At 53.9% G+C, this 23,231-nt stretch carries 21 protein-coding genes; 12 read left to right on the top strand and 9 right to left on the bottom strand.

Annotated elements, in window-relative coordinates; genetic code table 11:
• The first annotated feature begins 12 nt into the window (after positions 1 to 12).
• From efeU to efeB, 3 genes are all read left to right on the top strand, one after another.
• On the top strand, positions 13 to 837 hold the full coding sequence (efeU, locus tag ACTHUR_RS03120) for an iron uptake transporter permease EfeU (RefSeq protein WP_036492490.1): 825 nt from the start codon (positions 13 to 15) through the stop codon (positions 835 to 837).
• Between the two features lie 12 nt (positions 838 to 849).
• Entirely contained in the window at positions 850 to 2,016 is a 1,167-nt protein-coding gene (efeO, locus tag ACTHUR_RS03115; RefSeq protein WP_049335642.1) for an iron uptake system protein EfeO, read from the top strand.
• Positions 2,017 to 2,151: 135 nt separating this feature from the next.
• The gene (efeB, locus tag ACTHUR_RS03110) at positions 2,152 to 3,417 is read left to right on the top strand and encodes an iron uptake transporter deferrochelatase/peroxidase subunit (RefSeq protein ID WP_128582165.1); all 1,266 of its coding nucleotides are present in this window, start codon (positions 2,152 to 2,154) and stop codon (positions 3,415 to 3,417) included.
• Between the two features lie 81 nt (positions 3,418 to 3,498).
• On the opposite strand, the gene ACTHUR_RS03105 is transcribed toward efeB, so the two are convergent.
• The 3 genes from ACTHUR_RS03105 to ACTHUR_RS03095 all read right to left on the bottom strand — a co-directional run bounded on the left by ACTHUR_RS03105 (position 3,499) and on the right by ACTHUR_RS03095 (position 6,000).
• Positions 3,499 to 3,966: a CinA family protein gene (locus ACTHUR_RS03105; protein WP_296183990.1), complete on the bottom strand. Its 468-nt coding sequence runs from the start codon at positions 3,964 to 3,966 to the stop codon at positions 3,499 to 3,501.
• Between the two features lie 75 nt (positions 3,967 to 4,041).
• Positions 4,042 to 4,887 (bottom strand): mechanosensitive ion channel family protein, encoded by an 846-nt coding sequence (locus ACTHUR_RS03100; protein WP_440361240.1) that lies wholly within the window; start codon positions 4,885 to 4,887, stop codon positions 4,042 to 4,044.
• A gap of 111 nt (positions 4,888 to 4,998) precedes the next feature.
• Complete coding sequence (locus ACTHUR_RS03095; protein ID WP_440361239.1) at positions 4,999 to 6,000, bottom strand: thiamine ABC transporter substrate-binding protein; 1,002 nt, start codon at positions 5,998 to 6,000, stop codon at positions 4,999 to 5,001.
• Positions 6,001 to 6,064: 64 nt separating this feature from the next.
• Here ACTHUR_RS03095 and ACTHUR_RS03090 point away from each other — a divergent pair, with 64 nt between their 5' ends.
• The 4 genes from ACTHUR_RS03090 to glmS all read left to right on the top strand — a co-directional run bounded on the left by ACTHUR_RS03090 (position 6,065) and on the right by glmS (position 10,524).
• Positions 6,065 to 6,712, top strand: a complete 648-nt coding sequence (locus ACTHUR_RS03090; protein ID WP_049333140.1) for a pyrimidine 5'-nucleotidase — start codon at positions 6,065 to 6,067, stop codon at positions 6,710 to 6,712.
• Positions 6,713 to 6,773: 61 nt separating this feature from the next.
• Complete coding sequence (locus tag ACTHUR_RS03085; RefSeq protein WP_039861930.1) at positions 6,774 to 7,049, top strand: membrane lipoprotein lipid attachment site-containing protein; 276 nt, start codon at positions 6,774 to 6,776, stop codon at positions 7,047 to 7,049.
• 98 nt (positions 7,050 to 7,147) lie between these two features.
• Positions 7,148 to 8,521 carry a bifunctional UDP-N-acetylglucosamine diphosphorylase/glucosamine-1-phosphate N-acetyltransferase GlmU gene (gene glmU / locus ACTHUR_RS03080; RefSeq protein ID WP_440361238.1) on the top strand — a complete coding sequence of 458 codons (1,374 nt, stop codon included), beginning with the start codon at positions 7,148 to 7,150 and terminating at the stop codon, positions 8,519 to 8,521.
• A gap of 164 nt (positions 8,522 to 8,685) precedes the next feature.
• Positions 8,686 to 10,524 (top strand): glutamine--fructose-6-phosphate transaminase (isomerizing), encoded by a 1,839-nt coding sequence (gene glmS, locus ACTHUR_RS03075; RefSeq protein ID WP_070624839.1) that lies wholly within the window; start codon positions 8,686 to 8,688, stop codon positions 10,522 to 10,524.
• Between the two features lie 78 nt (positions 10,525 to 10,602).
• On the opposite strand, the gene ACTHUR_RS03070 is transcribed toward glmS, so the two are convergent.
• The 3 genes from ACTHUR_RS03070 to ACTHUR_RS03060 all read right to left on the bottom strand — a co-directional run bounded on the left by ACTHUR_RS03070 (position 10,603) and on the right by ACTHUR_RS03060 (position 13,800).
• Positions 10,603 to 10,962, bottom strand: coding sequence for a DUF2628 domain-containing protein (locus ACTHUR_RS03070; protein WP_004519228.1), 360 nt, complete (start codon positions 10,960 to 10,962; stop codon positions 10,603 to 10,605).
• Positions 10,963 to 11,093: 131 nt separating this feature from the next.
• The gene (locus ACTHUR_RS03065; RefSeq protein WP_070695219.1) at positions 11,094 to 12,392 is read right to left on the bottom strand and encodes a M16 family metallopeptidase; all 1,299 of its coding nucleotides are present in this window, start codon (positions 12,390 to 12,392) and stop codon (positions 11,094 to 11,096) included.
• Positions 12,393 to 12,450: 58 nt separating this feature from the next.
• Positions 12,451 to 13,800 carry a M16 family metallopeptidase gene (locus ACTHUR_RS03060; RefSeq protein ID WP_049335628.1) on the bottom strand — a complete coding sequence of 450 codons (1,350 nt, stop codon included), beginning with the start codon at positions 13,798 to 13,800 and terminating at the stop codon, positions 12,451 to 12,453.
• A gap of 195 nt (positions 13,801 to 13,995) precedes the next feature.
• Between ACTHUR_RS03060 and ACTHUR_RS03055 the strand changes: the two genes are divergently transcribed.
• Complete coding sequence (locus ACTHUR_RS03055) at positions 13,996 to 15,174, top strand: phosphoglycerate kinase (protein ID WP_004519232.1); 1,179 nt, start codon at positions 13,996 to 13,998, stop codon at positions 15,172 to 15,174.
• A gap of 167 nt (positions 15,175 to 15,341) precedes the next feature.
• Here the strand turns inward: ACTHUR_RS03055 and yccS are convergent, their stop codons facing one another.
• The 3 genes from yccS to ACTHUR_RS03040 form a co-directional block, all read right to left on the bottom strand.
• On the bottom strand, positions 15,342 to 17,477 hold the full coding sequence (gene yccS, locus ACTHUR_RS03050) for a YccS family putative transporter (RefSeq protein ID WP_049335626.1): 2,136 nt from the start codon (positions 17,475 to 17,477) through the stop codon (positions 15,342 to 15,344).
• A 165-nt stretch (positions 17,478 to 17,642) separates the two neighbouring features.
• Entirely contained in the window at positions 17,643 to 18,872 is a 1,230-nt protein-coding gene (locus tag ACTHUR_RS03045) for a PilT/PilU family type 4a pilus ATPase (protein WP_039861910.1), read from the bottom strand.
• An 86-nt stretch (positions 18,873 to 18,958) separates the two neighbouring features.
• A complete protein-coding gene (locus ACTHUR_RS03040) occupies positions 18,959 to 20,005 on the bottom strand; it encodes a type IV pilus twitching motility protein PilT (RefSeq protein ID WP_004519239.1) in 1,047 nt (348 codons plus the stop codon).
• 117 nt (positions 20,006 to 20,122) lie between these two features.
• On the opposite strand from ACTHUR_RS03040, the gene ACTHUR_RS03035 reads away from it, so the two are divergent.
• The 4 genes from ACTHUR_RS03035 to dksA all read left to right on the top strand — a co-directional run bounded on the left by ACTHUR_RS03035 (position 20,123) and on the right by dksA (position 22,932).
• On the top strand, positions 20,123 to 20,818 hold the full coding sequence (locus tag ACTHUR_RS03035; RefSeq protein ID WP_039861911.1) for a YggS family pyridoxal phosphate-dependent enzyme: 696 nt from the start codon (positions 20,123 to 20,125) through the stop codon (positions 20,816 to 20,818).
• A 76-nt stretch (positions 20,819 to 20,894) separates the two neighbouring features.
• On the top strand, positions 20,895 to 21,692 hold the full coding sequence (gene proC, locus ACTHUR_RS03030; RefSeq protein WP_004519241.1) for a pyrroline-5-carboxylate reductase: 798 nt from the start codon (positions 20,895 to 20,897) through the stop codon (positions 21,690 to 21,692).
• Positions 21,693 to 21,694: 2 nt separating this feature from the next.
• Complete coding sequence (locus tag ACTHUR_RS03025; protein ID WP_004519242.1) at positions 21,695 to 22,252, top strand: YggT family protein; 558 nt, start codon at positions 21,695 to 21,697, stop codon at positions 22,250 to 22,252.
• Between the two features lie 263 nt (positions 22,253 to 22,515).
• Positions 22,516 to 22,932, top strand: coding sequence for an RNA polymerase-binding protein DksA (gene dksA, locus ACTHUR_RS03020; protein WP_004519243.1), 417 nt, complete (start codon positions 22,516 to 22,518; stop codon positions 22,930 to 22,932).
• Positions 22,933 to 23,231: the final 299 nt, after the last annotated feature.

The following is a 23,231-nucleotide window of genomic DNA, read 5'->3' as shown; positions in this document are numbered from 1 at the left end:
TTAGAGTTTTTTATGCTGATTGCTTTATTGATTATGCTGCGCGAGGGCATCGAAGCCGCCCTGATCGTCGGCATTGTTGCCAGTTTTTTGAAACAGTCGGGACACAGCGAGCTGATGCCGAAGGTTTGGCTGGGCGTGTTTTTGGCTTCGGTCATGTGTTTGGGTATTGGTTACGGCATTCATTCCGCTACCGGCGAGATTCCGCAAAAAGAACAGGAATTGGTGGTCGGCGCCATCGGCCTGGTGGCTGTGGCGATGCTGACGTACATGATTTTGTGGATGAAGAAGGCCGCGCGTTCGATGAAACAGCATCTTCAGGATTCTGTTCAGTCGGCCTTAAACCGCGGCAGCGGCCAGGGTTGGGCCTTGGTCGGCATGGCGTTTTTGGCTGTGGCGCGCGAAGGTTTGGAGAGTGTGTTTTTCCTGCTGGCCGTGTTCCAGCAAAGCCCGACGTGGTCTATGCCGATAGGCGCGGTGTTGGGTCTGTTGGTGGCGGTTGTCATCGGTACGCTGATTTATCAGGGCGGTATGCGCCTGAACTTGGCGAAGTTTTTCCGTTGGACGGGCGCGTTTTTGATTGTGGTAGCGGCCGGTCTGTTGGCCGGTTCATTTCGCGCGCTGCATGAGGCCGGCGTATGGAATGTGATGCAGGATATTGCTTTCGACACATCGAAATATTTGCATGAAGACAGCCCTTTAGGCGTGCTGCTCGGCGGTTTCTTCGGCTATACCGACCACCCGACCGAAGGCGAAGTCCTGATTTGGCTGCTGTATCTGGTTCCCGTCATGATTTGGTTTTTGCGCGGCAGTGCGCCAGCAAAAACGTTAACTAAATAAGAAGGAAGTAAAATGAAAAAATTCAATCTGACTGCTTTGTCTGTAATGCTGGCTCTGGGTTTGACCGCGTGTCAGCCGCCTGAAGCCGAAAAAGCCGCGCCTGCCGCTTCAGGCGCATCCGCTGCCGCCAATGCCGACGGTTCGGTCAATATCGGTGTGAACGATACTGCCTGCGAACCGATGGAATTGACCGTCCCCAGCGGCCAAGTCGTGTTCAACATTAAAAACGACAGCGGCCGCAAGCTGGAATGGGAAATCCTGAAAGGCGTGATGGTGGTGGACGAGCGTGAAAACATCGCCCCGGGTTTATCCGACAAAATGACCGTTACCCTACTGCCGGGCGAATACGAAATGACTTGCGGCCTGTTGACAAATCCGCGCGGTAAGCTGATTGTTACCGACAGCGGCTTCAAAGACACTGCCAACGAAGCGGATTTGGAAAAACTGTCCCAACCGCTCGCCGACTATAAAGCTTACGTTCAAGGCGAGGTTAAAGAGCTGGTGGCGAAAACCAAAACCTTTACCGAAGCCGTTAAAGCCGGCGACATTGAAAAGGCCAAATCCCTGTTTGCCGCCACCCGCGTCCATTACGAACGTATCGAACCGATTGCCGAGCTTTTCAGCGAACTCGACCCCGTCATCGATGCGCGTGAAGACGACTTCAAAGACGGTGCGAAAGATGCCGGATTTACCGGCTTCCACCGTATCGAACACGCCCTTTGGGTAGAAAAAGACGTATCCGGCGTGAAGGAAATTGCAGCCAAACTGATGACCGATGTCGAAGCACTGCAAAAAGAAATCGACGCATTGGCGTTTCCTCCGGGTAAGGTGGTCGGCGGCGCGTCCGAACTGATTGAAGAAGTGGCCGGCAGCAAAATCAGCGGCGAAGAAGACCGTTACAGCCATACCGACTTGAGCGACTTCCAAGCCAATGTGGAAGGCTCCAAAAAAATCGTTGATTTGTTCCGTCCACTGATCGAAGCCAAAGACAAAGCGTTGTTGGAAAAAACCGATGCCAACTTCAAACAGGTTGAAGACATTTTGGCGAAATACAAAACCCCGAACGGTTTCGAGCTGTATGACAAACTGAGCGAAGAAGACCGCAAAGCCCTGCAGGCGCCAATTAATGCCTTGGCAGAAGACTTGGCCAAACTGCGCGGCATTTTGGGTTTGAAATAAGATAACGCGTTTTCAGACGGCCTTTGGATATTGAAAGGCCGTCTGAATCTTATTGTCGCCCACACAAAATATGCTTGAAAACCGACCTTACTTCACACGATTGCAATCTTTCCGTTCCCTGCCAAGGAGCAGACCATGAGCCAAAACAAACAACCGGAGCAACCCGAAAAACGAACCCTTTTCAAAACTGCCCTTGCCGCCGGCGCCATCGGCGTTGCCGGTTATTTTGCCGGTAAAAAACAAGGCGAAGCCGCCGCCGAAACCCAAAACAACCAACATTCCGAGCTGGCCTATCCGTGTTATGGCGAGCATCAGGCAGGCATCGTTACGCCACACCAGCTCTTCGGCATCATGTGTGCCTTTGATGTTACCGCCAAAGACGCCAAACAACTTGAAAACCTGTTCCGCGCCCTGACCGCCCGCATCGAATTCCTCACCCAAGGCGGCGAATACCAAGACGGCGATGACAAGCTCCCGCCTGCAGGCAGCGGCATTCTCGGCAAACAATTCCGTCCCGACGGGCTGACGGTTACCGTCGGCGTCGGCAGCAGCCTCTTTGACGACCGCTTCGGCCTCAAAGACAAAAAGCCGAAACACCTGCAGGAAATGCGCGACTTCCCCAACGACAAACTCCAAAAATCTTGGTGCGACGGCGACCTCAGCCTGCAAATTTGCGCATTCTCCCCCGAAACCTGCCAAGCCGCCCTGCGCGACATCATCAAAAACACCGCCCAGTTTGCCGTCATCCGCTGGAGCATAGACGGTTGGCTCCCTAAAGCCGAACCCGGCGCCATTGCCGCGCGCAATCTTTTAGGTTTCCGCGACGGCTCCGGCAATCCCAAAGTCGAAGATCCCAAAGTCGCCGATCAAGTCCTGTGGACGGGCGTTGCTGCCAACAGCTTGGACGAACCGGCATGGGCGAAAAACGGCAGCTATCAGGCCGTCCGCCTTATCCGCCACTTTGTCGAGTTTTGGGACCGCACCCCGATGCAGGAACAAACCGATATTTTCGGCCGGCGCAAATACAGCGGCGCGCCCATGGACGGTAAAAAAGAGGGCGACACCGCCGATTTTGCCAAAGACCCCGACGGCAAAATCACGCCCAAAGACAGCCATATGCGCCTTGCCAACCCGCGCGATCCGGAGTTCATGAAAAAACACCTGCTCTACCGCCGCGCCTTCAACTATTCGCGCGGCCTTGCCGCCAACGGCCAGCTCGATGTCGGCCTGATTTTCATCTGCTATCAGGCCAACCTTGCCGACGGCTTCATCTTCGTGCAAAACCTGCTCAACGGCGAGCCTCTGGAGGAATACATCAGCCCGTTTGGCGGCGGCTATTTCTTCGTCCTGCCGGGTGTCGAAAAAGGCAGCTTCCTCGGCAAAGAACTTTTGGGCGTATAAATCTGCCGATGGTTTAAATAGATAATAAAAAGGCCGTCTGAAACCTGATTTCCAGATTTCAGATGGCCTGTATTTTTTCTATCAAACCAAATGTTCCGCCAAGAAAGCCAATGCGTATTCGACAGCTTGCGCCCTTACTGCTTCGCGATCGCCTGGGAAAAGCGCGGTTTGCTCAAACGAGCCTTCGGGCGTGGCCAGGCCGAACCAGACTGTGCCGACCGGTTTGGCCGCGCTGCCGCCGCCGGGGCCGGCGATGCCGGAAATACTCAAGGCGTAATCTGCCTGCGCCACGGCCTTTGCGCCGCGTGCCATTTCATAGACGGTCTCGCGGCTGACCGCGCCGTGTTTCAGCAAGGTATCGGGCATGACGCCGAGGCGGTCTTGTTTGGCTTGGTTGCTGTATGTGACGAAGCTTTGATGAAACCATTGCGAGCTGCCGGAGAGGGAGGTCAGCGCACCTGCAAGCAGGCCGCCGGTGCAGGACTCGGCGCAGGTAACGGTTTGACGGCGGCTGGTCAGGTGATCGGCGATGGTTTGCAGATGGGACATGGCGGCTCCTTATGGAAATGGTGGAATGGGGCGGGCGTTTGACCCGCCGGGTTTCAGACGGCCTGAAAGCTGAAATCAGTCTTTCGGCTGAATGAGGTGGACATCACATTGTGGGAATGGGATGTTGATGTTGGCTTCGCGCAGGTTTTCAACCACTTGCTCGTTCAGGGCGAATCGGAACGGGCCGAGATTTTCTTCTTGCGTCCACGCCCAAAGGGTAATTTCGATGGCGCTGTCGCCAAGGTTGGTAATGTATACGACGGCAGGTCGTTCTTCGGTTTGAACACACAATGGATGCTCGGTTGCCGCTCTCAATACGGCGGCTTTGGCGGCTTTCAAGTCGCAGGCGTAATCGACGCCGACAACGACTTGGGCGCGGCACAGGGGCAGGGAGGAGCGGTTGGTGATGCTGTTAGTCATGACCACGCTGTTGGGTAGGACGACTTCTTCGTTGTCCGGCGTGCTCAAAGAGGTCTGCACCATTTTGATTTCTCGGACGATACCTTCAAAACCGTTGACGCGGATAAAGTCGCCGACTTTAAACGGGCGGAACAGGATAATCAGCACGCCGGCGGCGAAGTTGGACAGTTGGTCTTTCAAAGACAAAGCCACGGCCAAGCCTGCGCCACCGATCAAGGCGGTCACGGAAGTGGTCGGAATACCGAGTTTACCCAGTGCGGCGATGATGATGAGGATCAGCAGGCCGATGTTGGCGACGTTGCCGAGGAAGCTGACCAGCGTTTTATCGACTTTGGCGCGCGTCAGTGCGGTTTTCATCAGTGTCACCACGCGCGTGGTGACCCAGCGGCCGATAAAGAAGATGGCCAAGGCGGCCAGCAGGTTCGTGCCGAAAGACATGCCGGTTTGGGCGAGTTGTTCCCAACCGGAGAAGGGGGAGAGGGATTGAAGATCGAAATTCATAATTGTGTATGCGTGTGAAGTTGTTTAAAAGGTCATTGTAAAACAAGGCCGTCTGAAAAACTAATGATTTGTTTTTTCAGACGGCCTTGATGTGTTTTTAAGTTTTTCGGTTTAACGTAAAACGGTTTTGCTCCAACGGCTCACCCATTGTTTTTGTTTGGTGTTGATGTCGGCACGGTTGGGGGAATCGCTGTGTTTCGGGGTTTGGGCAAACTCGAATACTTTGGGCAGCGGCGTGTTTTTGACTGCCGGATAGACCCACATTTCGGCAGGCAGGGCTTTTTGCACTTCGCCGCTTTGCAGCCAGCTCACCAGTTTGGCTGCCAGCTCGGGTTGTTTTGCGCCTTTCAAAACGGCCGCGCCTTCAACTTGGCGGAATGTGCCACCTTTGAGGAAGAGGTTGCCGGTGGGCGGGGTGCTGTATTTGCCTTTGGAGTAGTGGACTTCGGCCGCCGGGCTGGTGGCATAGCTGACCACGAGGGGGTAGGCGCCGCCGTTTTGGGTGAAGTCGGTGTAGTAGGCTTCGCTCCAACCTTTGGCGACTTTCACGCCGTTTTGGCGCATTTGCGCCCACCATTTGAACGCGCCTTCTTCACCCATGCCGCCGATGTTGGCCAAGAGGAAGGAGAGGCCGGGCGATGATGTGGCGGGAGACGGGGTCACCAGAAGGTTTTTATATTCCGGTTTGGTCAGGTCTTGCAGGGTTTGCGGCAGAGGCAGTTTTTTCTGTTCAAACCATTTTTTGTCGTAGTTGATGGTGACATAGGCGTAATCGACGGCCAGCGCATCGGGCAGGGACGCGGTTACGGGCGCGGATTTGGGTTGGCTGGCGGCGAGGATGCCGGCGGCTTTGGCTTTGCCGATGTTGGCGTTGTCCAAACCGTAAACCGCATCGGCAATCGGGTTGGCTTTGCTCAAAATCAGCTTGTTGAGCATTTCGTTGCCACTGCCTGCCTTGATGACGGACACTTTGGCATCGTTGGCTTTTTCAAATTGCGCGATGACGGATTGGGGCAGGCTGAAGGATTTGTGCACGGCCAGACGCACTTCGGTTTGGGCGTACAGGTTTGCCGAAGCCAGCAACAGGGCGAGGGCGGACAATTTCAGTTTCATTCTCTTTCCTTTGTACGGGTAAAATACGAAATATCATAACAAAATCTGCATATCAAGGCACGATATGAATCATTCCCCCGTTTGGCTGTTTGACCTCGACAACACTTTGCACAATGCCGAAGCCGGCATTTTCTACATCATCAACCGCGCCATGACCGAATACATGGCAGGCCGTCTGAAACTTTCCGAAGAAGCCGCCTCCCACCTGCGCCAAGATTATTGGCACCGATACGGCGCGACGCTTGCCGGTTTGCAAATCCACCATCCCGAAGTCGATATCGATGAATTTTTGCGTGAAAGTCACCCGCTTAAGCAAATTTTGGCAAAGGTGGAGGGTATGGATGGAACTGATGACGTTTTAGGCCGTCTGAAAGGGCGAAAAGCCGTATTTTCCAACGGGCCTTCGTTTTATGTCCGCGCATTGGTTGAAGCATTGGGCTTGGAAGCGCATTTTGACGGCTTGTTCGGCACGGACGACTTCGGCCTGCTCTACAAACCCAATCCGCAAGCCTATCTCAACGTCTGCCGCCTGTTGGGCGTCAAACCCGAACAGTGCATTATGGTGGACGACAGCGCCGACAATCTGCACCAAGCCAAAGCCTTGGGCATGAAGACCGTTTGGTACGGCGAAAAAGCCCATCCGTTGCCATTTGCCGACGGCATAGCGAAAGATATGCAGGGTTTGCTTGAATTTTGCACAAAACTGCCGTGAAATTTTTAAAAATCAAGTACAATACACGGTATTGACGACATTTAAAAACAAGGACAACATCATGCGTAAACTCGCTTTAATCCTGACTGCCGCCGCCGTTTTGGCCGGTTGTTCTTGGGAAACCTACACCAACGAATCCGGCCGTACCGCCGTACGCCAAAAATATGCTACCGGCACGCCTATCGTTTATCAGGATGGTACTTATTCTAAAAACATGAATTACAACCAGTTCCGCCCAGAGCGCCGCGCCGTCCAATCCAATCAAGCGGAACACGCTGAACGCGGCCAAAACTGGCAAAAACCGCAATTTGCCAACCAACAGCCAGCAACCGAATAACAATATCCCCAAGGCCGTCTGAAACGGAGTGAAAAACAATCAACACTTGTTGCCCCACTTTTCAGACGGCCTCAAACAACGACAACGGAAACCGTATCATGGCTCAGACAGCTTTAAATATCGTCATCCTCGCCGCCGGCAAAGGCACGCGCATGTACTCCAAAATGCCCAAAGTGCTGCACCGCATCGGCGGCCTTCCCATGGTTGAGCGCGTTATCGACACTGCCGCCTCCCTGAATCCCCAAAACATCTGCGTCGTCATCGGCCACGGCAAAGAGCAAGTCTTGGACACCGTCAAACGCGATGTCGTTTGGGTTGAACAAACCGAACAGCTCGGTACCGGCCACGCCGTCAAAACCGCCCTGCCGCACCTTGCCGCCGAAGGCCGCACGCTGGTGTTGTACGGCGACGTCCCCCTGATTGACGCCGCCACCCTCGAAACCCTGCTCGAAGCCGCAGGCAACGAAGTCGGTCTGTTGACCGACGTGCCCAACGATCCGACAGGTTTGGGCCGCATCATCCGCGACAGCAACGGCAACGTAACCGCCATTGTCGAAGAAAAAGACGCCGATGCCGCCCAAAAAGCCGTGAAAGAAATCAATACCGGCATTTTGGTTCTGCCCAATGCCAAACTCGAAGCTTGGTTGAACAGCCTTTCCAGCAACAATGCCCAAGGCGAATACTATCTGACCGACCTCATCGCCAAAGCCGTTGCCGACGGCATCAAAGTTCATCCCGTCCAAGTGCGCGCCTCCCATCTGGCCGCCGGCGTGAACAACAAACTCCAACTGGCCGAACTCGAGCGTATTTTCCAAACCGAACAGGCGCAAGAATTGCTCAAAGCAGGCGTCACCCTGCGCGATCCAGCACGTTTTGATTTACGGGGCCGTCTGAAACACGGACAAGATGTCGTGATTGACGTCAACGTCGTCATCGAAGGCGAAGTCGAACTCGGCGACAACGTCGAAATCGGTGCCAACTGCGTGATCAAAAACGCCAAAATCGGTGCCAACACCAAAATCGCGCCATTCTCCCATTTTGAAGGTTGCGAAGTGGGCGAAAACAACCAAATCGGCCCATACGCCCGTTTGCGTCCGCAAGCCAAACTGGCCGACGACGTACACATCGGCAACTTCGTCGAAGTCAAAAATGCCTCCATCGGCAATGGTACCAAAGCCAACCACCTCACCTACATCGGTGATGCCGAGATCGGCAGCAAAACCAACTTCGGCGCCGGCACGATTATTGCTAACTACGACGGCGTGAACAAACACAAAACCGTCATTGGCGACGAAGTGCGCATCGGTTCAAACTGCGTACTGGTTGCCCCCGTTACCCTCGGCAACAAAGTGACGACAGGCGCGGGCAGCGCGATTACCCGCAACTGCGAAGACGGCAAACTCGTTCTCGCCCGTTCGCGCCAAACCGTCATCGAAGGCTGGGTGCGTCCGGAAAAAGGCGATAAGAAGTAAGGCCGGTCTTTTATTTGTTTTCAGACGGCCTTGAGAAACATAAAAGGCCGTCTGAAACCTAGATTTGCCATTTCAATGAATATAAAACGGCGTTTTCCGACTGCCGCTTTCGGGAGCCGGAGCAGCAGTCATTTTCTCAAACTTTTGATACTAAGGAACTTAATATGTGCGGTATCGTAGGTGCTATTCGCGCCAATCACAATGTAGTCGATTTTCTGACCGACGGTCTCAAACGCCTTGAATACCGAGGCTACGATTCGTCGGGTATCGCCGTCAACATGGACGGCAAAATCAAACGCGTCCGCCGTGTCGGCCGCGTGCAGCTGATGGAAGATGCGGCACGCGAAAAAGGCGTGTTCGGCCATATCGGCATCGGCCACACCCGTTGGGCAACCCACGGCGGTGTAACCGAGCCTAATGCCCACCCTCATATTTCCGGCGGCATGATCGCGGTTGTCCACAACGGCATCATCGAAAACTTTGAAGCCGAACGTGAACGCCTGAAAGCGTTGGGTTACACCTTCGAATCGCAAACCGATACTGAAGTCATCGCCCACAGCGTCAACCACGAATACACACAAAACGGCGGCAAACTGTTTGAAGCCGTCCAAGCTGCGACTGCCCGTTTCCATGGTGCATACGCCATTGCCGTTATCGCACAAGACAACCCTGAACAAATGGTTGTTGCGCGCATGGGCTGCCCGCTGTTGGTAGCCTTGGGCGACCAAGAAACCTTTATCGCTTCCGACGTATCCGCCGTGATCGCCTTTACCCGCCGCATCGCTTACTTGGAAGACGGCGACATCGCCCTGTTGAACGCAAACGGTATCGAAAAATTGCTCGATAAAACCGGTGCGCAAACCGAACGCGCGGTTAAAGTATCCGAATTGTCTCTGGCTTCTTTGGAGTTGGGCCCATACAGCCACTTCATGCAAAAAGAAATCCACGAGCAACCCCGCGCCATCGCCGATACCGCCGAAGTCTTCCTTGATGGCGGCTTCGAACCTGAAAACTTCGGCGCCAACGCCCGCGAAGTGTTCGACGATATCCACAGCATCAAAATTCTTGCTTGCGGTACGTCCTACTATGCCGCGCTGACCGCCAAATACTGGTTCGAATCCATCGCCAAAGTGCCGACCGACGTGGAAATCGCCAGCGAATACCGCTACCGCGACGTGATTGCCGATCCGAAACAATTGGTCATCACCATTTCCCAATCCGGCGAAACTTTGGACACCATGGAAGCCCTAAAATACGCGCAATCCTTGGGACACAAACACAGCCTGTCTATTTGTAACGTGATGGAATCCGCCCTGCCGCGTGAAAGCGAATTGGTACTGTACACACGCGCCGGCGCAGAAATCGGCGTTGCCTCTACCAAAGCATTCACGACCCAACTGGTTGTCCTGTTCGGCTTGGCCGTTACCTTGGGCAAACAACGTGGTCTGGTTTCCGATGAACAGGCGCGTGAATACGTTGAAGAATTGCGTCAACTGCCGGGCAGCATTCAGCACGTTCTCAACCTTGAGCCACAAATCGCCGCTTGGGCGCAAAAATTTGCCAAGAAAACCAGCGCACTCTTCTTGGGTCGCGGTATCCACTTCCCAATCGCCCTTGAAGGCGCATTGAAGCTGAAAGAGATTACCTATATCCACGCCGAAGCTTATCCTGCGGGTGAGCTGAAACACGGTCCGTTGGCCTTGGTGGACGAGAACATGCCTGTTGTCGTGATTGCCCCGAACGACAGCCTGTTGGACAAAGTGAAAGCCAATATGCAGGAAGTCGGCGCACGCGGCGGCGAACTCTTCGTCTTCGCCGACCTCGACAGCAACTTCAACGCCACCGAAGGCGTGCACGTTATCCGCGCCCCACGCCACGTCGGCGTACTCTCGCCGATTGTGCACACCATCCCCGTGCAACTCCTGTCTTACCACGCCGCCCTTGCACGCGGTACAGATGTGGACAAACCGCGCAACTTGGCTAAATCAGTAACGGTTGAATAAGTAATTGACCGGTTAAAAAAGGCCGTCTGAAACCTGAGATTTGGGTTTCAGACGGCCTTTTCATTTTAAGAATCCGATTTATTTTTCGTATTCAGAAATGTATTGTGCAACAGCAGCTTCAGGATTGCTGGCCTGAATGACTTTAGGCGCTTCTTGATAGCCACGTTTTCTCAGATTTCCTTCACGCAATTTGTTGCCTTGTAAGCCAAGTACAATGCCTACACCGAAGCCAAGTGCGCTGACAAGGCTTCCCATGGCCTGATTGTCACCGGCGATTAAATTCAAAATTATAAATACAACAAAGATTCCGATACCCAAGCCCCATATTTTTTTCACGCATGCCCAGATGCCGCCAAAGAAAAATGCAGGCCAAGACCAACCTTGTTTGACAGCTTCATATTGACCTGTCGGATTTTTGAATATTTTGTAAGTTTTCATAAAATATATTCCTTTTACGATCAAAAATTGAAAAAACAAGTGATTGTATCACGATAACATAAACGATTTGAATAATTAAGAAAACAGGCTGTCTGAAAAATCTTTCAGACGGCCTGTTGTTTTAAAGCGTTTTATTCTGCACCGACAACGACGGTGTTGAGGTCTTTGAATTTGATGCGGCGTTGCCATGCGTCGCGGACTTGTTCGACGGTCAGGCTGTTGATGGCTTTGGGGTAGGCTTCCAAGTAGTCGTTGGGTAGGTCGTAGAGGCCGATCAGGCTCAGGTAGTTGAGCAGTTTGTCGTTGGAGTCGTAGCGCAGGGGAAAGCCGCCGACGATGTTGGCTTTGGCCTGTTTCAGCTCGGCTTCGGTCGGGCCTTCGGCGATAAACTGCTCAATGACGGCTTGGGTGTCGGCCAGTGAGGCTTTGGTGTTTTTCTTTTGGGTGGAGTAGGAAACGGCAAACGTGCCTTCTTCTGTCGCCGGGGCGAGGCTGCTGTATACGCCGTAGGTGTAGCCGTGTTGGTCGCGCAAAACTTTCATGAGGCGGCTGTCGAAACCGCCGCCGCCGAGGATGTAGTTGCCGGCAACGAGGGCGTAATAGTCGGGGTCGTGGCGTTTGAAGAGGGAAGTGCCGAGCAGGACTTGTGCCTGTGTGCCGGCAAAGGGGATGTCGCGGCGTTGGGCGGTTTGTTTGGGAACGGGCGGGATGGCATGGGTTGCGGTGGCTTTGGCCGGCAGGTCTTTGAGGACGCGTTCGACCAGTTGCTCTGCCTGTTTGCGGTTGAGGTCGCCGACGATGGCGACGATGGCGTTGTCTTTGCCGTAGTGGGTGCGGTGGAAGGCGCGGATGTCGTCCAGACTAACTTGTTTAAGGCTGTCGACGGTTATGTTTGCGCCACTGCCGTAAGGGTGATTCGGGTAGATGAGCTTGGTCAGTTCGCGCGTAGCGGTGTAGTCGGGGGTGGTTTCCTGTTGTTGCAAGCCGGTAATGGATTGGATTTGACGGCGGCGGAAAACGGCTTCGTCAAAGCGCGGACGGGTCAGCGAGTGGTTGAGCAAGTTGGCGGCTTTGTCGCGGATGTCGGCTTTGCTGAGGCTGCGGAAGCCTGCGGATGCGCTCTCGGCATTGCTGTCGCTGCTGATTTGTGCGCCGATGTTGTCGGCTTCGGCATTGAAGGCTTCTTCGTCCAGCTCTTGGGTGCCGTCGGTCAGGAGAGCGGCGGTAAATTCGGCAACTTGGCTTTTTCCGTCCGGATTGGCGATGCTGCCTGCGCCCTTGAAGCTGACTTCAAGGTCGATGATGGGGTTTTCGTGGCGTTCGACAAGGAGGATTTGGGTGCCGTCGCGGTTGCGCCAACGCTGGATGTCGGTGGCGGCTTGGATGCTTAAGGGCAGGAGTAGGGCAAGGGCGAGCAGGGTGGGTTTCATGTTGTGGCTTTCTGTTAAGGCCGTCTGAAAGGGTATGGGCTTTCAGACGGCCTGATGTTTATCGGCGTTTGGCAGCTTTTTTGCTTGGCGCGGCGGCAGGTTTTTGCGGCTCGATGATGACGGTGCTCATGCGCTCGTCGGTCAACATTCGGGCGGCGGCCTGTACTTCTTGTGCGCTGACTGCCTGTAAGCGGCGGTGGATTTCTTGTTCGTCGGTATATTGGAAACCGCGCGCTTCGAGGCGGCCCATCATGGAGGCTTGGGAAGACATGGAGTCTTTGGCGTAGATTTCGCTGACCGCTGCCTGGGTTTTGACGCGCTGCAATTCTTCTTCGGAAACGCCGTGGTCGGCAATGTCTTTGATTTCTTGGCGCAGCTGGGCAATCAAAGTATCGGTTTTCACGCCTTCGGCAGGCATGGCCATCACGCTGAACAGCGGAATTTCACGGCTGATGATGTCGTAATGCGTTCCTGCGTTCAATGCGGTTTGCTTGCCACGCACGAGGTTTTTATCAAAACGGCTGGACGCGTTGCCTGCCAAAATATCGGAGAGGATGTCGAGGGCGAAAGGCATCGTGTCATCGAGTTTTTGGAGTTTCGGTACACGGAAGTTGATGGCAATCAGCGGCTGGTGTGTAACCGGAGAAGTGGCTTTGACCGTAACAGGCTTGCGCAAATAGGGTTCGGTATGGAGTTTGTTGCGCGGCGGCTGGGCTTTGGCGGGAATATCGCTAAAGAGTTTGGCGGCCGTCTGAAGCGTTTGTTTGGCATCGACATCGCCGACAATGACCAATACAGCATTGTTGGGCGCGTAATATTGTTTGTACCACGTGCGCAGGTCATCGGCTTTGAGGGTGTGCAAATCTTTCATGTAGCCGATGACGGAGGCGCGCATGGACGGTTGGGTAAAGGCGGCAAGATAGGCTTGTTCCCACATTTTGCCGTCGGCTGTGTCTTCCGTGCGTTGGCGGCGTTCTTCGCGGATGACGTTCATCTCGTTGAGGAATTCTTTGTCACTGAAGTTGAGGTTGTGCATTCGGTCTGCCTCGAGCTTCAGGATCTCAGGCAGGTTGGCGGCGGCGACGTTTTCGTAATACACCGTTTCATTTCGGTTGGTATAGGCATTGTTTTGTCCGCCCAGCTCGGACACGCGGCGGTTGAATTCGCCGGAGGGAACGTCTTTCGTGCCTTTAAACATCATGTGTTCCAAAGCGTGGCTCAGGCCGCTTTTGCCCGGTTTCTCATCCACGCTGCCGATTTTGTACCAAATTTGCGAAACGGCCACAGGCGCGCGGTGGTCTTCTTTGACGATGATTTTCAGACCGTTGGGCAGGGTTTCAGAAAGCGTCTGCGCCCATGAGGCGGCAGGCAGCGTGAAGGCAAGCATTAAAGCAATTCGGCGTAACATGGTTCAATCCGTAAAATGAAAATCAATCGCCAAAGTATAGCGGAAAATCTGCAAAGATAGGCCGAATGTTTCAGACGGCCTGCGGCCTTATCTGCTGATTCACATCAAGCGCGGCCGTTGCCAATCTTTACCGTCGCGCCTCATTCGCGGATAATCCCAAACATTCCCGTTTCCAACCATCACAAAGGAATCATCATGGCATTTTTGAAACTGACCGAACAAAATGTTCAAGGCAAAACCGTTCTGATCCGCGCCGATATGAACGTACCGTTTAAAGACGGCAACATCAGCGACGACACCCGTATCCGCGCTTCGCTCGCATCCATCAAATACTGCTTGGACAACGGCGCGTCTGTGATCGTGATGACCCACCTCGGCCGTCCGACCGAAGGCGAATTCCATCCTGAAGACGATGTAGCGCCTGTTGCCGCACATTTGGGCAAACTGTTGGGCAAAGACGTGAAAGTATTGAACGACTGGCGTGAAAACAAACCGACTTTGAACGCCGGTGATGTCGTGATGCTGCAAAACGTGCGCATCAACAAAGGCGAGAAGAAAAACGACTTGGAGCTGGGCAAAGCCTATGCTTCTTTGTGCGACGTGTTCGTCAACGACGCATTCGGTACCGCCCACCGCGCCCAAGCTTCGACTGAAGCCGTTGCCCAAGCCGCACCGGTTGCCTGCGCCGGCGTGTTGATGGCGGGCGAACTCGACGCTTTGGGCAAAGCCCTGAAACAACCGGCTCATCCGATGGTTGCCATCGTTGCCGGCAGCAAAGTGTCCACCAAACTGACCATCCTCGAATCTTTGGCCGACAAAGTCGACCAACTCATCGTCGGCGGCGGCATTGCCAATACCTTCCTGTTGGCAGAAGGCAAAGCCATCGGCAAATCTTTGGCCGAACACGATTTGGTGGAAGAATCCAAAAAAATCATGGCGAAAATGGCGGCTAAAGGCGGCTCTGTTCCGCTGCCGACCGACGTGGTTGTCGCTAAAGCCTTTGCCGCCGATGCGGAAGCTGTGGTGAAAGACATTGCCGACGTTGCCGAAGACGACATGATTTTGGACATCGGCCCTAAATCCGCTGCTGCTTTGGCCGATTTGCTCAAAGCTGCCGGTACGGTCGTATGGAACGGCCCGGTCGGCGTGTTTGAGTTTGACCAATTTGCCGGCGGTACCAAAGTATTGGCCGAAGCGATTGCCCAAAGCGATGCGTTCTCGATTGCCGGCGGCGGCGACACTTTGGCGGCGATTGCCAAATTCGGCGTAACCGATCAAATCAGCTACATCTCTACCGGCGGCGGCGCGTTCCTTGAGTTCTTGGAAGGTAAAGAGTTGCCTGCTGTTGCTGCTTTGGAAAAACGCGGCGCATAATCGGTTTTAATATCGATTGTTAAAAATAAAGGCCGTCTGAAATCTGGAAATCAGGTTTCAGACGGCCTTTTGTTTTTTGGTTTTTATTTGAGGAAGTGTTTAGCTGGATTCAACGCCGATGGTTGGCAGACTTGTTGCTAAACAGTCTGGAAAGCGTCCGGCTCTTTTCAGACGGCCTCTACGTCGGCCTGTCGGTGCAATGCCTGATAGCACGGGGTAAGCTGGCGGATGATCAGGTCGAGCTGGTGTTTGAGGATGTGGTCTTGCTGCGCTTGTGTGTTTTGTTCAAGCTCGGCAAATTCCTGACGGATTTGGGTCATGGCCGTTTCAAAAGCCTCGGGGTCGGTTTGGGGCATTTGGGTCAGCAACTCGGCGATGTGGTGGGTCAGCTTGGCATAGGGCGCAAAGCCGTCGTTGCCGTCGATTCGGACTTGGTCGCGGTATGCGCCGAGCGCGGAAATGTGGCCGGTCAGTGCATAGCTGGTTTTGAGCAGGGTAAAACCGTCTTGCAGGCGGTCTTGGTATTTTTTCGGGTTGCTGCTCATGTCAGACAGGGTGCTGCTGAGGGCGGCGGTGCTTTCATGGGCTTGGCGGCGGGTAAGGCGGTAGTCGACATCGTCGCGGCTGCCGTTTTGCAGCTGGTCGAGGATGGCGTCGAGATAACGGCCGTTGGCAGTAATGGTTTGGGCGGCGGTATGGCTGAGGGTGAGGTAACGCCAATCAGGCCAGAGGTAGGTGGCGGCAGCCCATGCTATAACGGAACCGACGATGGTGTCGATGATGCGGATGGGCATGGCGTGGTACACGTCCAAACCGGCAAGCGAGAGGCTGGTCAGGGCTTGGATGGTGATGAAGAAGGTGGAGAAGCTGTATTTGTAGCTGCGGGTCATGAAGAACAGGGTGGTGCTGGCGATAACAATCCAGAGCTTGGTTTCAACGGACGGGGTGAAGTAGGGGACGAGCGAACCGACAATCACGCCGAGAATCGTACCGGCAATGCGTTGGTACACGCGGCTTTTGGTGGCGGTGTAGTTGGGTTGGCAGACGAAAAGGGCGGTCAGCAGAATCCAGTAGCCGAGGTTGAGATGGAGGATTTCGACGATGATGCAGGCCGCGGCCACGACGATGGAGAGGCGGGTGGCATGGCGGAAGACGCCGGAGTCGAAATTGAGTTGGCTGATGACGGTTTCGCCGATATTGCGGAACTTGGTGTTTTCAAGGGCGGCGATGCGGGTGTCGGTGTTGTCGTTTTCGGCAAGGGACGCATCGTTTTGCAGTTGCCGCAGTTGGTAATCGACACTGCTGAGGTTGTCGAGCAGGCGGCGGATATTGTGGAGGTTGGCATTGTCGGCGTGGGTCTCGGCAAAATGGCCGAGGGACTGGCGGCAGCCTTCCATGGCGCGGCCGAGGCGTTTGCTGTATGCGTAGGGTTTGTTGTTGCGCAGGGTGGCGGCAATGTTGCGGCATGCCTGACCCTGCATTTCGAGCAGGCGGCGGATGCGGAAGATGAGGTCGGTGTTTTTGAGCTGCTCGGCCATTTCGCTGTAATCGACGTGGGCGGAGCTGATGCGTTCGTGCATGTCTTGCGCGCTGAGGTAGTAGCGCAGCATTTTGGCGGTACGCGGATGGCGGTGTTGGCCGCGCAATCGGTAGAAAAGTGCGCCGCGGCATTGGTTGAAGGCGGTAATCACGCCGGTGTTGCTCATGGCCAAGTCGATTTGGCGGTTGCCCAACCATGCGGCTTCGTCGGGGTCGAAAAAGTCGGCTTTGGCATCGAAGTAGTTGCTGAGTGCGTCGTAGGCGTTGGCAACGGTTTCTTGGACGGGGCGGTGGGGCAGGATGATTTGGAAGATCAGGGTGTTGACGCTGTATAGGACAGTGCCCAACAGAATCATGACGGGGTTGGTCAGCCAGTAGGTCTCGGGTGTGTAGGTCAGCGTGGTGTAGGTGGCGACGGCGAGCGCACCGAAAGCGAAGGTGCGGTATTTGAGGCCGACGGTGCCGAGGATGGTGAAGCCGAAAGTCATCAGGGTCATGGCCAAGATGAAGGGAACGCCTGTGCCGATGGTGCTTTGGGCAAGCAGTGAGGAGAGGGTGAACAGGGCAACGGTGATGACGATGTTTTTCAGACGGCCTGTGAGGCGGTTGTCCAAGTCGACCAAACCGCCGGCAATAATGCCGAGTACGAAGGGCATGACGAGCTTAGGCGTGTTGAAGTGCCAAACGAGGGTGGCGGCGATGAACACGCTGGCGAAGACGGGCAGGGAGGCAATGATCAGAGGTTTGAGCGGCGGAGTGTTCATGATGGTGTTGTTTATTATTCGTTATGAGGTGAATGATTGGATTTTAACAGGATTTTCAGTCGGTTTCAGAATGTTTGAAATAGGATAAGGCCGTCTGAACGGATACGGGGAAATACTTGATTTCGTTTCCACATTTGTTCAGACGGCCTTTTTTGGCTTGCGCCATCAGGTCATCAGGTTGAGGTCGCTGATGCGGTCGTAGAGACGCTCGGTATTGTTGCCCTCGTCGTGCATTTGAATGCGCAGGCGCAAATCGTTGGCGGAAACTGCTTGGCGCAGGGCTTCGCTGAGTTCGATTTGGCCCTGTGCGTAGAGGTTGAAGAGGTTTTGGTCGAACGTCTGCATGCCGTTGCTGCCGGAGCGTGCCATCAGGTCGCGGATTTCCAGCAATTCGCCTTTGAAAATCAGGTCCTGCATGGCCGGAGTGTTGAGCAGGAGGTCGGTAACGGCCGTGCGTTGGCGGTTTTTCTTGATGGTGAGGCGTTGGCCGATGATGCCGACGAGGTTTAACGCCAAATCCATCAAAACTTGTTGGCGGCGGTCTTCCGGATAGAAGTTGATAATGCGCTCGATGGTTTGGGAGGCCGTACTGGCATGGATGGTGAAAACGCACAGATGGCCGGTTTGAGCCAGTTGAAGGGCGTATTCCATGCTTTCTTCGCTGCGGACTTCGCCGATACAGACGACATCGGGTGCTTGACGCATGGCGCTTTGAACGGCAATTTTCCAGTTGTCGGTATCGATGCCGATTTCGCGCTGGGTGAAGATGCTGCGGCAAGGTTTGTAGATAAACTCGATGGGATCTTCGATGGTGACGATATGGCCGGGCAGCTTTTGGTTGCGGTAGTTGAGCATGGAGGCCATGGTGGTGGACTTACCCGAACCGGTCGGGCCGGCGAGGATCAGCAGGCCGCGTGGCGCGAGTGCAAGCTCTTGGAGCTTTTCGGGCAAACCGAGGGTTTTCATCTCGGGAATGTCTTGGCTGACGCGGCGCAATACCATGCCGACGCGGCCTTGCTCGTGGTAGGCGTTGACGCGGTAGCGTGTGTTGCTGCGCGATTGGACGGAATAGTTGATTTCCCAGTCGCGGTTGAAGGCTTCGAGTTGGTCGGGGTTCATGGTGGATTCGGCGATGGCGGCGGTGTCCGCGCCGGTCAGCGCTTTGTGGGGCATGGGCGTGAGGGTGCCGCCGACTTTAATGGCAGGAGGAAAGCCTGCGCTGATGAAGATGTCGGACGCGTTGCGTTTTTCGGCCTCTTCACACATGCGGTCGAGCAGGGGATGAAGATGTGTGCCGATTTCGGCCGGGGTGGGGATGTGCGGTGCTTGGTTTTTTTGTGAGTAGGCTTGCACCATTTCGCTTAACAGGTCGTGCAGAGGGGCGAGGTCGCTCATGATGATTCTCTTTAAAACGGGTATTCGGTCAGGCTCAAAGGCCGTCTGAAAACGGGATGATGGGGTTCAGACGGCCTGGGTATGGTTTAGAAAACAGAGAGGTTTTCGATGTTTTGCGCCTTGCTGCGTGCCAGCTCGGGGCTGATGGTGCCTTGGCGGACAAGGGTTTGCAGGGCTTGATCGAGGGTTTGCATACCGTGGGCCTGACCGGTTTGGAGGGCGGCGTTGATTTGGGCGATTTTGTTCTCGCGGATGAGGTTGCGCACGGCCGGTGTGGAAATCAGGATTTCGTGTGCGGCGACGCGGCCGTTGCCGTCGCGGGTTTTCAGCAGGGTTTGGGAAATGATGGCGCGCAAGGATTCGGACAACATGGAGCGCACGATTTCTTTTTCGCCTGCAGGGAATACGTCGACAATACGGTCGATGGTTTTGGCGGCGCCTGTTGTGTGCAGCGTGCCGAAAACCAAGTGGCCGGTCTCGGCGGCGGTCAGGGCGAGGGAGATGGTTTCAGGGTCGCGCATCTCACCGATCAAAATCACGTCTGGGTCTTCGCGCAGGGCGGAACGTAGGGCGTTGGTGAAGCTGTGGGTGTGCTGATGCAGCTCGCGCTGGTTGATGAGCGCTTTTTTGCTTTGATGGACGAACTCAATCGGGTCTTCGATGGTCAGAATGTGGGCCGGTTGGGTTTCGTTGATGTAGTTGACCATCGCCGCCAGCGTGGTGGATTTACCCGAACCGGTCGGGCCGGTTACCAAGACCAAACCGCGCGGATTTTCGGCAATTTTTTGGAAAATGCGCGGCGCACGCAATTCTTCCAGCGTCAGGACGGTGCTCGGAATGGTACGGAATACGGCGGCCGGGCCGCGTTCGGTCATAAAGGCGTTGACGCGGAAACGGGCAACATTAGGCAGCTCAAATGAGAAATCGACTTCAAAATCCTGTTGATAGAGCTTGCGCTGGTGGTCGTTCATGACCGAGGTAATCATGGTGCCGACTTCTTCCGAGCTCATCTCGGGCAGGTTGATGCGGCGGATGTCGCCGTGTACGCGTATCATGGGGGAAATGCCCGAACTCAAATGGAGGTCGGAGGCTTTGTTTTTCACGCCGAACGCGAGTAAGTCGGTAATCTGCATAATGTGGCCTTGTTTTGGTTTAGAATAATAAAATCGCTTTATTTTAAATAGATAAATCCGTTCGACCAAGTAAAATTTTCAAAATGCCGAGTGATGAACGGGTTAAAGGAGAAAACCATGTCGGTATTGCAACAAAACTATCAGGACGTATGCCGGGCGGTTGAACAGGCGGCTGAGGCTGCAGGACGGTCTGCGGATGCGGTGAAGCTGGTGGCGGTCAGCAAGACGTTTCCAGCAGACGATATTCGCGAAGTGTATGCGGCCGGTCAGCGCGATTTCGGCGAGAACTATATTCAGGAATGGTTTGAAAAAACGGAAACGCTGGCCGATTTGCCGGATATTGTTTGGCACGTTATCGGCGATGTGCAGTCTAATAAAACCAAATTTGTGGCCGAACGCGCACATTGGGTGCATACGATAGGCCGTCTGAAAACGGCGCGGCGCTTGAGTGAACAAAGGCCGTCTGAAATGCCGCCGTTGCAGGTGTGCATTGAAGTGAACATTGCCGCGGAAGAAGCAAAACACGGCGTAGCGCCCACTGAAGCGGTTGCGCTGGCCCTTGAAGTGGCCAAGTTGCCGAATATTAAAGTGCGCGGATTGATGTGTGTGGCCAAGGCCGACAGCAGCGATGATGAGTTGCGCAGCCAGTTTCATACCATGCAGCGGCTGTTGGCTGAGTTGAACGCGGCAGGCGTCGAAGCAGATGTTTTGTCTATGGGGATGTCCGGAGATATGCCAATCGCGGTAGAATGCGGCGCAACCCATGTCCGCATCGGCAGCGCGATTTTCGGCAAGCGGCATTATCCTCAATAAAAGTAATAGGCCGTCTGAACAGGGCAGACAGCAGTTTCAGACGGCTTGATCGATATCACAAAGGAGTGACATATATATGAATATCTATTTTCTCGGCGGCGGCAATATGGCGACTGCCATTGCAGGCGGTTTGGTCAAACAAGACGGCTATCGTGTCCACATTGTCGAACGCGGCGCCGAAAGACGGGAGCAACTGGTACAAGAATTGGGCGTAGCCACTTCTGAAAACCTGCCCGAATTGAGTGCGGACGATGTCCTCATTCTCGCTGTTAAACCGCAAGACATGCAGGCAGCCTGTCAAAACATCCGTTTGAATGGCGCGCTGGTGTTGTCCGTAGCGGCAGGTTTGTCCATCGATACCCTCAGCCAGTATCTGGGCGGCACACGCCGTATCGTGCGCATCATGCCCAATACGCCGGCCAAAATCGGTTTAGGCGTATCCGGTATGTTTGCCGATGCAGGCGTTTCAGAAGCTGACCGTACAGCCGCCGACGGCATCATGCGCTCTGTCGGTACAACCGTTTGGCTGAACGAGGAAGATCAACTCCACAATATTACCGGCATCAGCGGCAGCGGCCCCGCCTATGTTTTCTATCTTTTGGGCGCGCTCCAAAATGCGGCTTTGGCACAAGGTTTCAACGAACAAGACGCACGCGAACTGAGCCTTGCTACATTTAAAGGCGCAGTGGCTTTGGCCGAACAGACCGGCGAAGCATTTGCACAATTACAGCAAAACGTGACTTCCAAAGGTGGCACGACACACGAAGCCATCGAAACCTTCAAAGCCCGTCACGTTGCCGAAGCCATCGAACAGGGCGTAGAAGCCTGCGTCAAACGTTCGCAAGAAATGGCGCAACAATATAAGGCCGTCTGAACATGCGCGGCGACTTGCTCTTATTATTGGCAGACGCTATTGCCATCCTGTGTATCACGCGCTTTTTGCTCCGATACGCAGGATTGGCAGCAGAACACCCCCTGCTCAAATTCAGCATACAGGCAACAGGCTGGCTGACCAAACCTTGGCAAAAAGCATTCCCATCCGGCGAGAAAACCGATTGGTACTGCCTGCCCGCAGGTTTTCTGGTGTACTACCTTGCCTGTACCGCCATTATTTTCATCTCGCCGGCGCTGTCCATCAGCAATAAGCTGATTTTGGCAAACTTCTGGTTTGCCGCACTCCATATGCTGAAAGCCGCGGCCTATACATTACTTATTGGTCTGATTATTAGAATGGTGAGCAGCATACAGGGCCGCTATTCCCCGTTGGCTTATGCCATCGAACGAATTCTGCAGCCATTGCTCAAACCGTTTTCCTTCTTACGCGCAGGACGATACGATTTTTCAGGCAGTCTGTTGGCACTCTTATTATGGTTGTGGCTGGCCCGATGGTTTCCCCAACTTATCCAGCAAACCAACCTATGTTTGCTTCAATAGGCCGTCTGAAAGCGCAGCAGGTATTAACGACCAAAAATACAACGTCCTAAAAAGCGTATTAATATATTTAGGCGTAAGGTAGTGCAAAAAAGTGCAAATCGAAATATAAAGAACAAATGAATAGGTAAAACATGATATGATTCGCCCAATTTCCAAAACGGAAATTCAAGAAAACCCAATAAAAGCAAACCCAATAAAAGCAAACCCAATAAAAGCAAACCCGTAGCATCCAAATCATTAACAACAAACCGAAAGCAGACACCATGGCAAAGCTGACAGAACAAGATATTTTAAACTGGGATGGTCCTGAAGAGGACTACATGAACAGCGACCAATTGGCCTTCTTCCGCGAACTACTGGTTAAAATGCAAGAAGAACTGATTGAAAATGCAAACACCACTACCGGCCATCTTCAAGAGCACGAATCCGCTCCCGATCCAGCCGACCGAGCTACTCAAGAAGAAGAATACGCTTTAGAACTGCGCACCCGCGATCGCGAGCGTAAACTTCTCAATAAAGTGCAAGCGACTCTCCGCAGTATTGACGAAGGCGATTACGGTTTCTGTGCCGATACCGGCGAACCCATCGGCCTCAAGCGCCTGCTGGCACGTCCGACCGCGACATTGTCCGTAGAAGCGCAAGAGCGACGCGAACGAATGAAAAAACAGTTCGCCGACTAAAATATAGATATAGAAACCTCAAAAGGCCGTCTGAAAGAGCATTTCAGACGGCCTTTAGTTTGTATTTTTTTGTATGTATGGATAGTGTGGGAGTTTGATAGTATTTTTTTAGAAATAAAAACCCTGTTAAAACAGGGAAGTGATTAAATTTCAGAAAATAATTTTGTGAAATGTGTTGACTGGTTTTGTAGGTAGGCGTATAGTTCGGTTCTTCGCTGCTGACGCGGTGAAGAAAACGAAGCAGACAGTATAACACAGTTAGTTAGAATTTTCGATAATTTTAGTTGACATTTGCTAAA

This window comes from Neisseria sp. P0021.S007, assembly GCF_051956855.1.
Note: the sequence above shows the minus strand (reverse complement) of the source record. Positions and strands in the feature narration are given on the sequence as shown.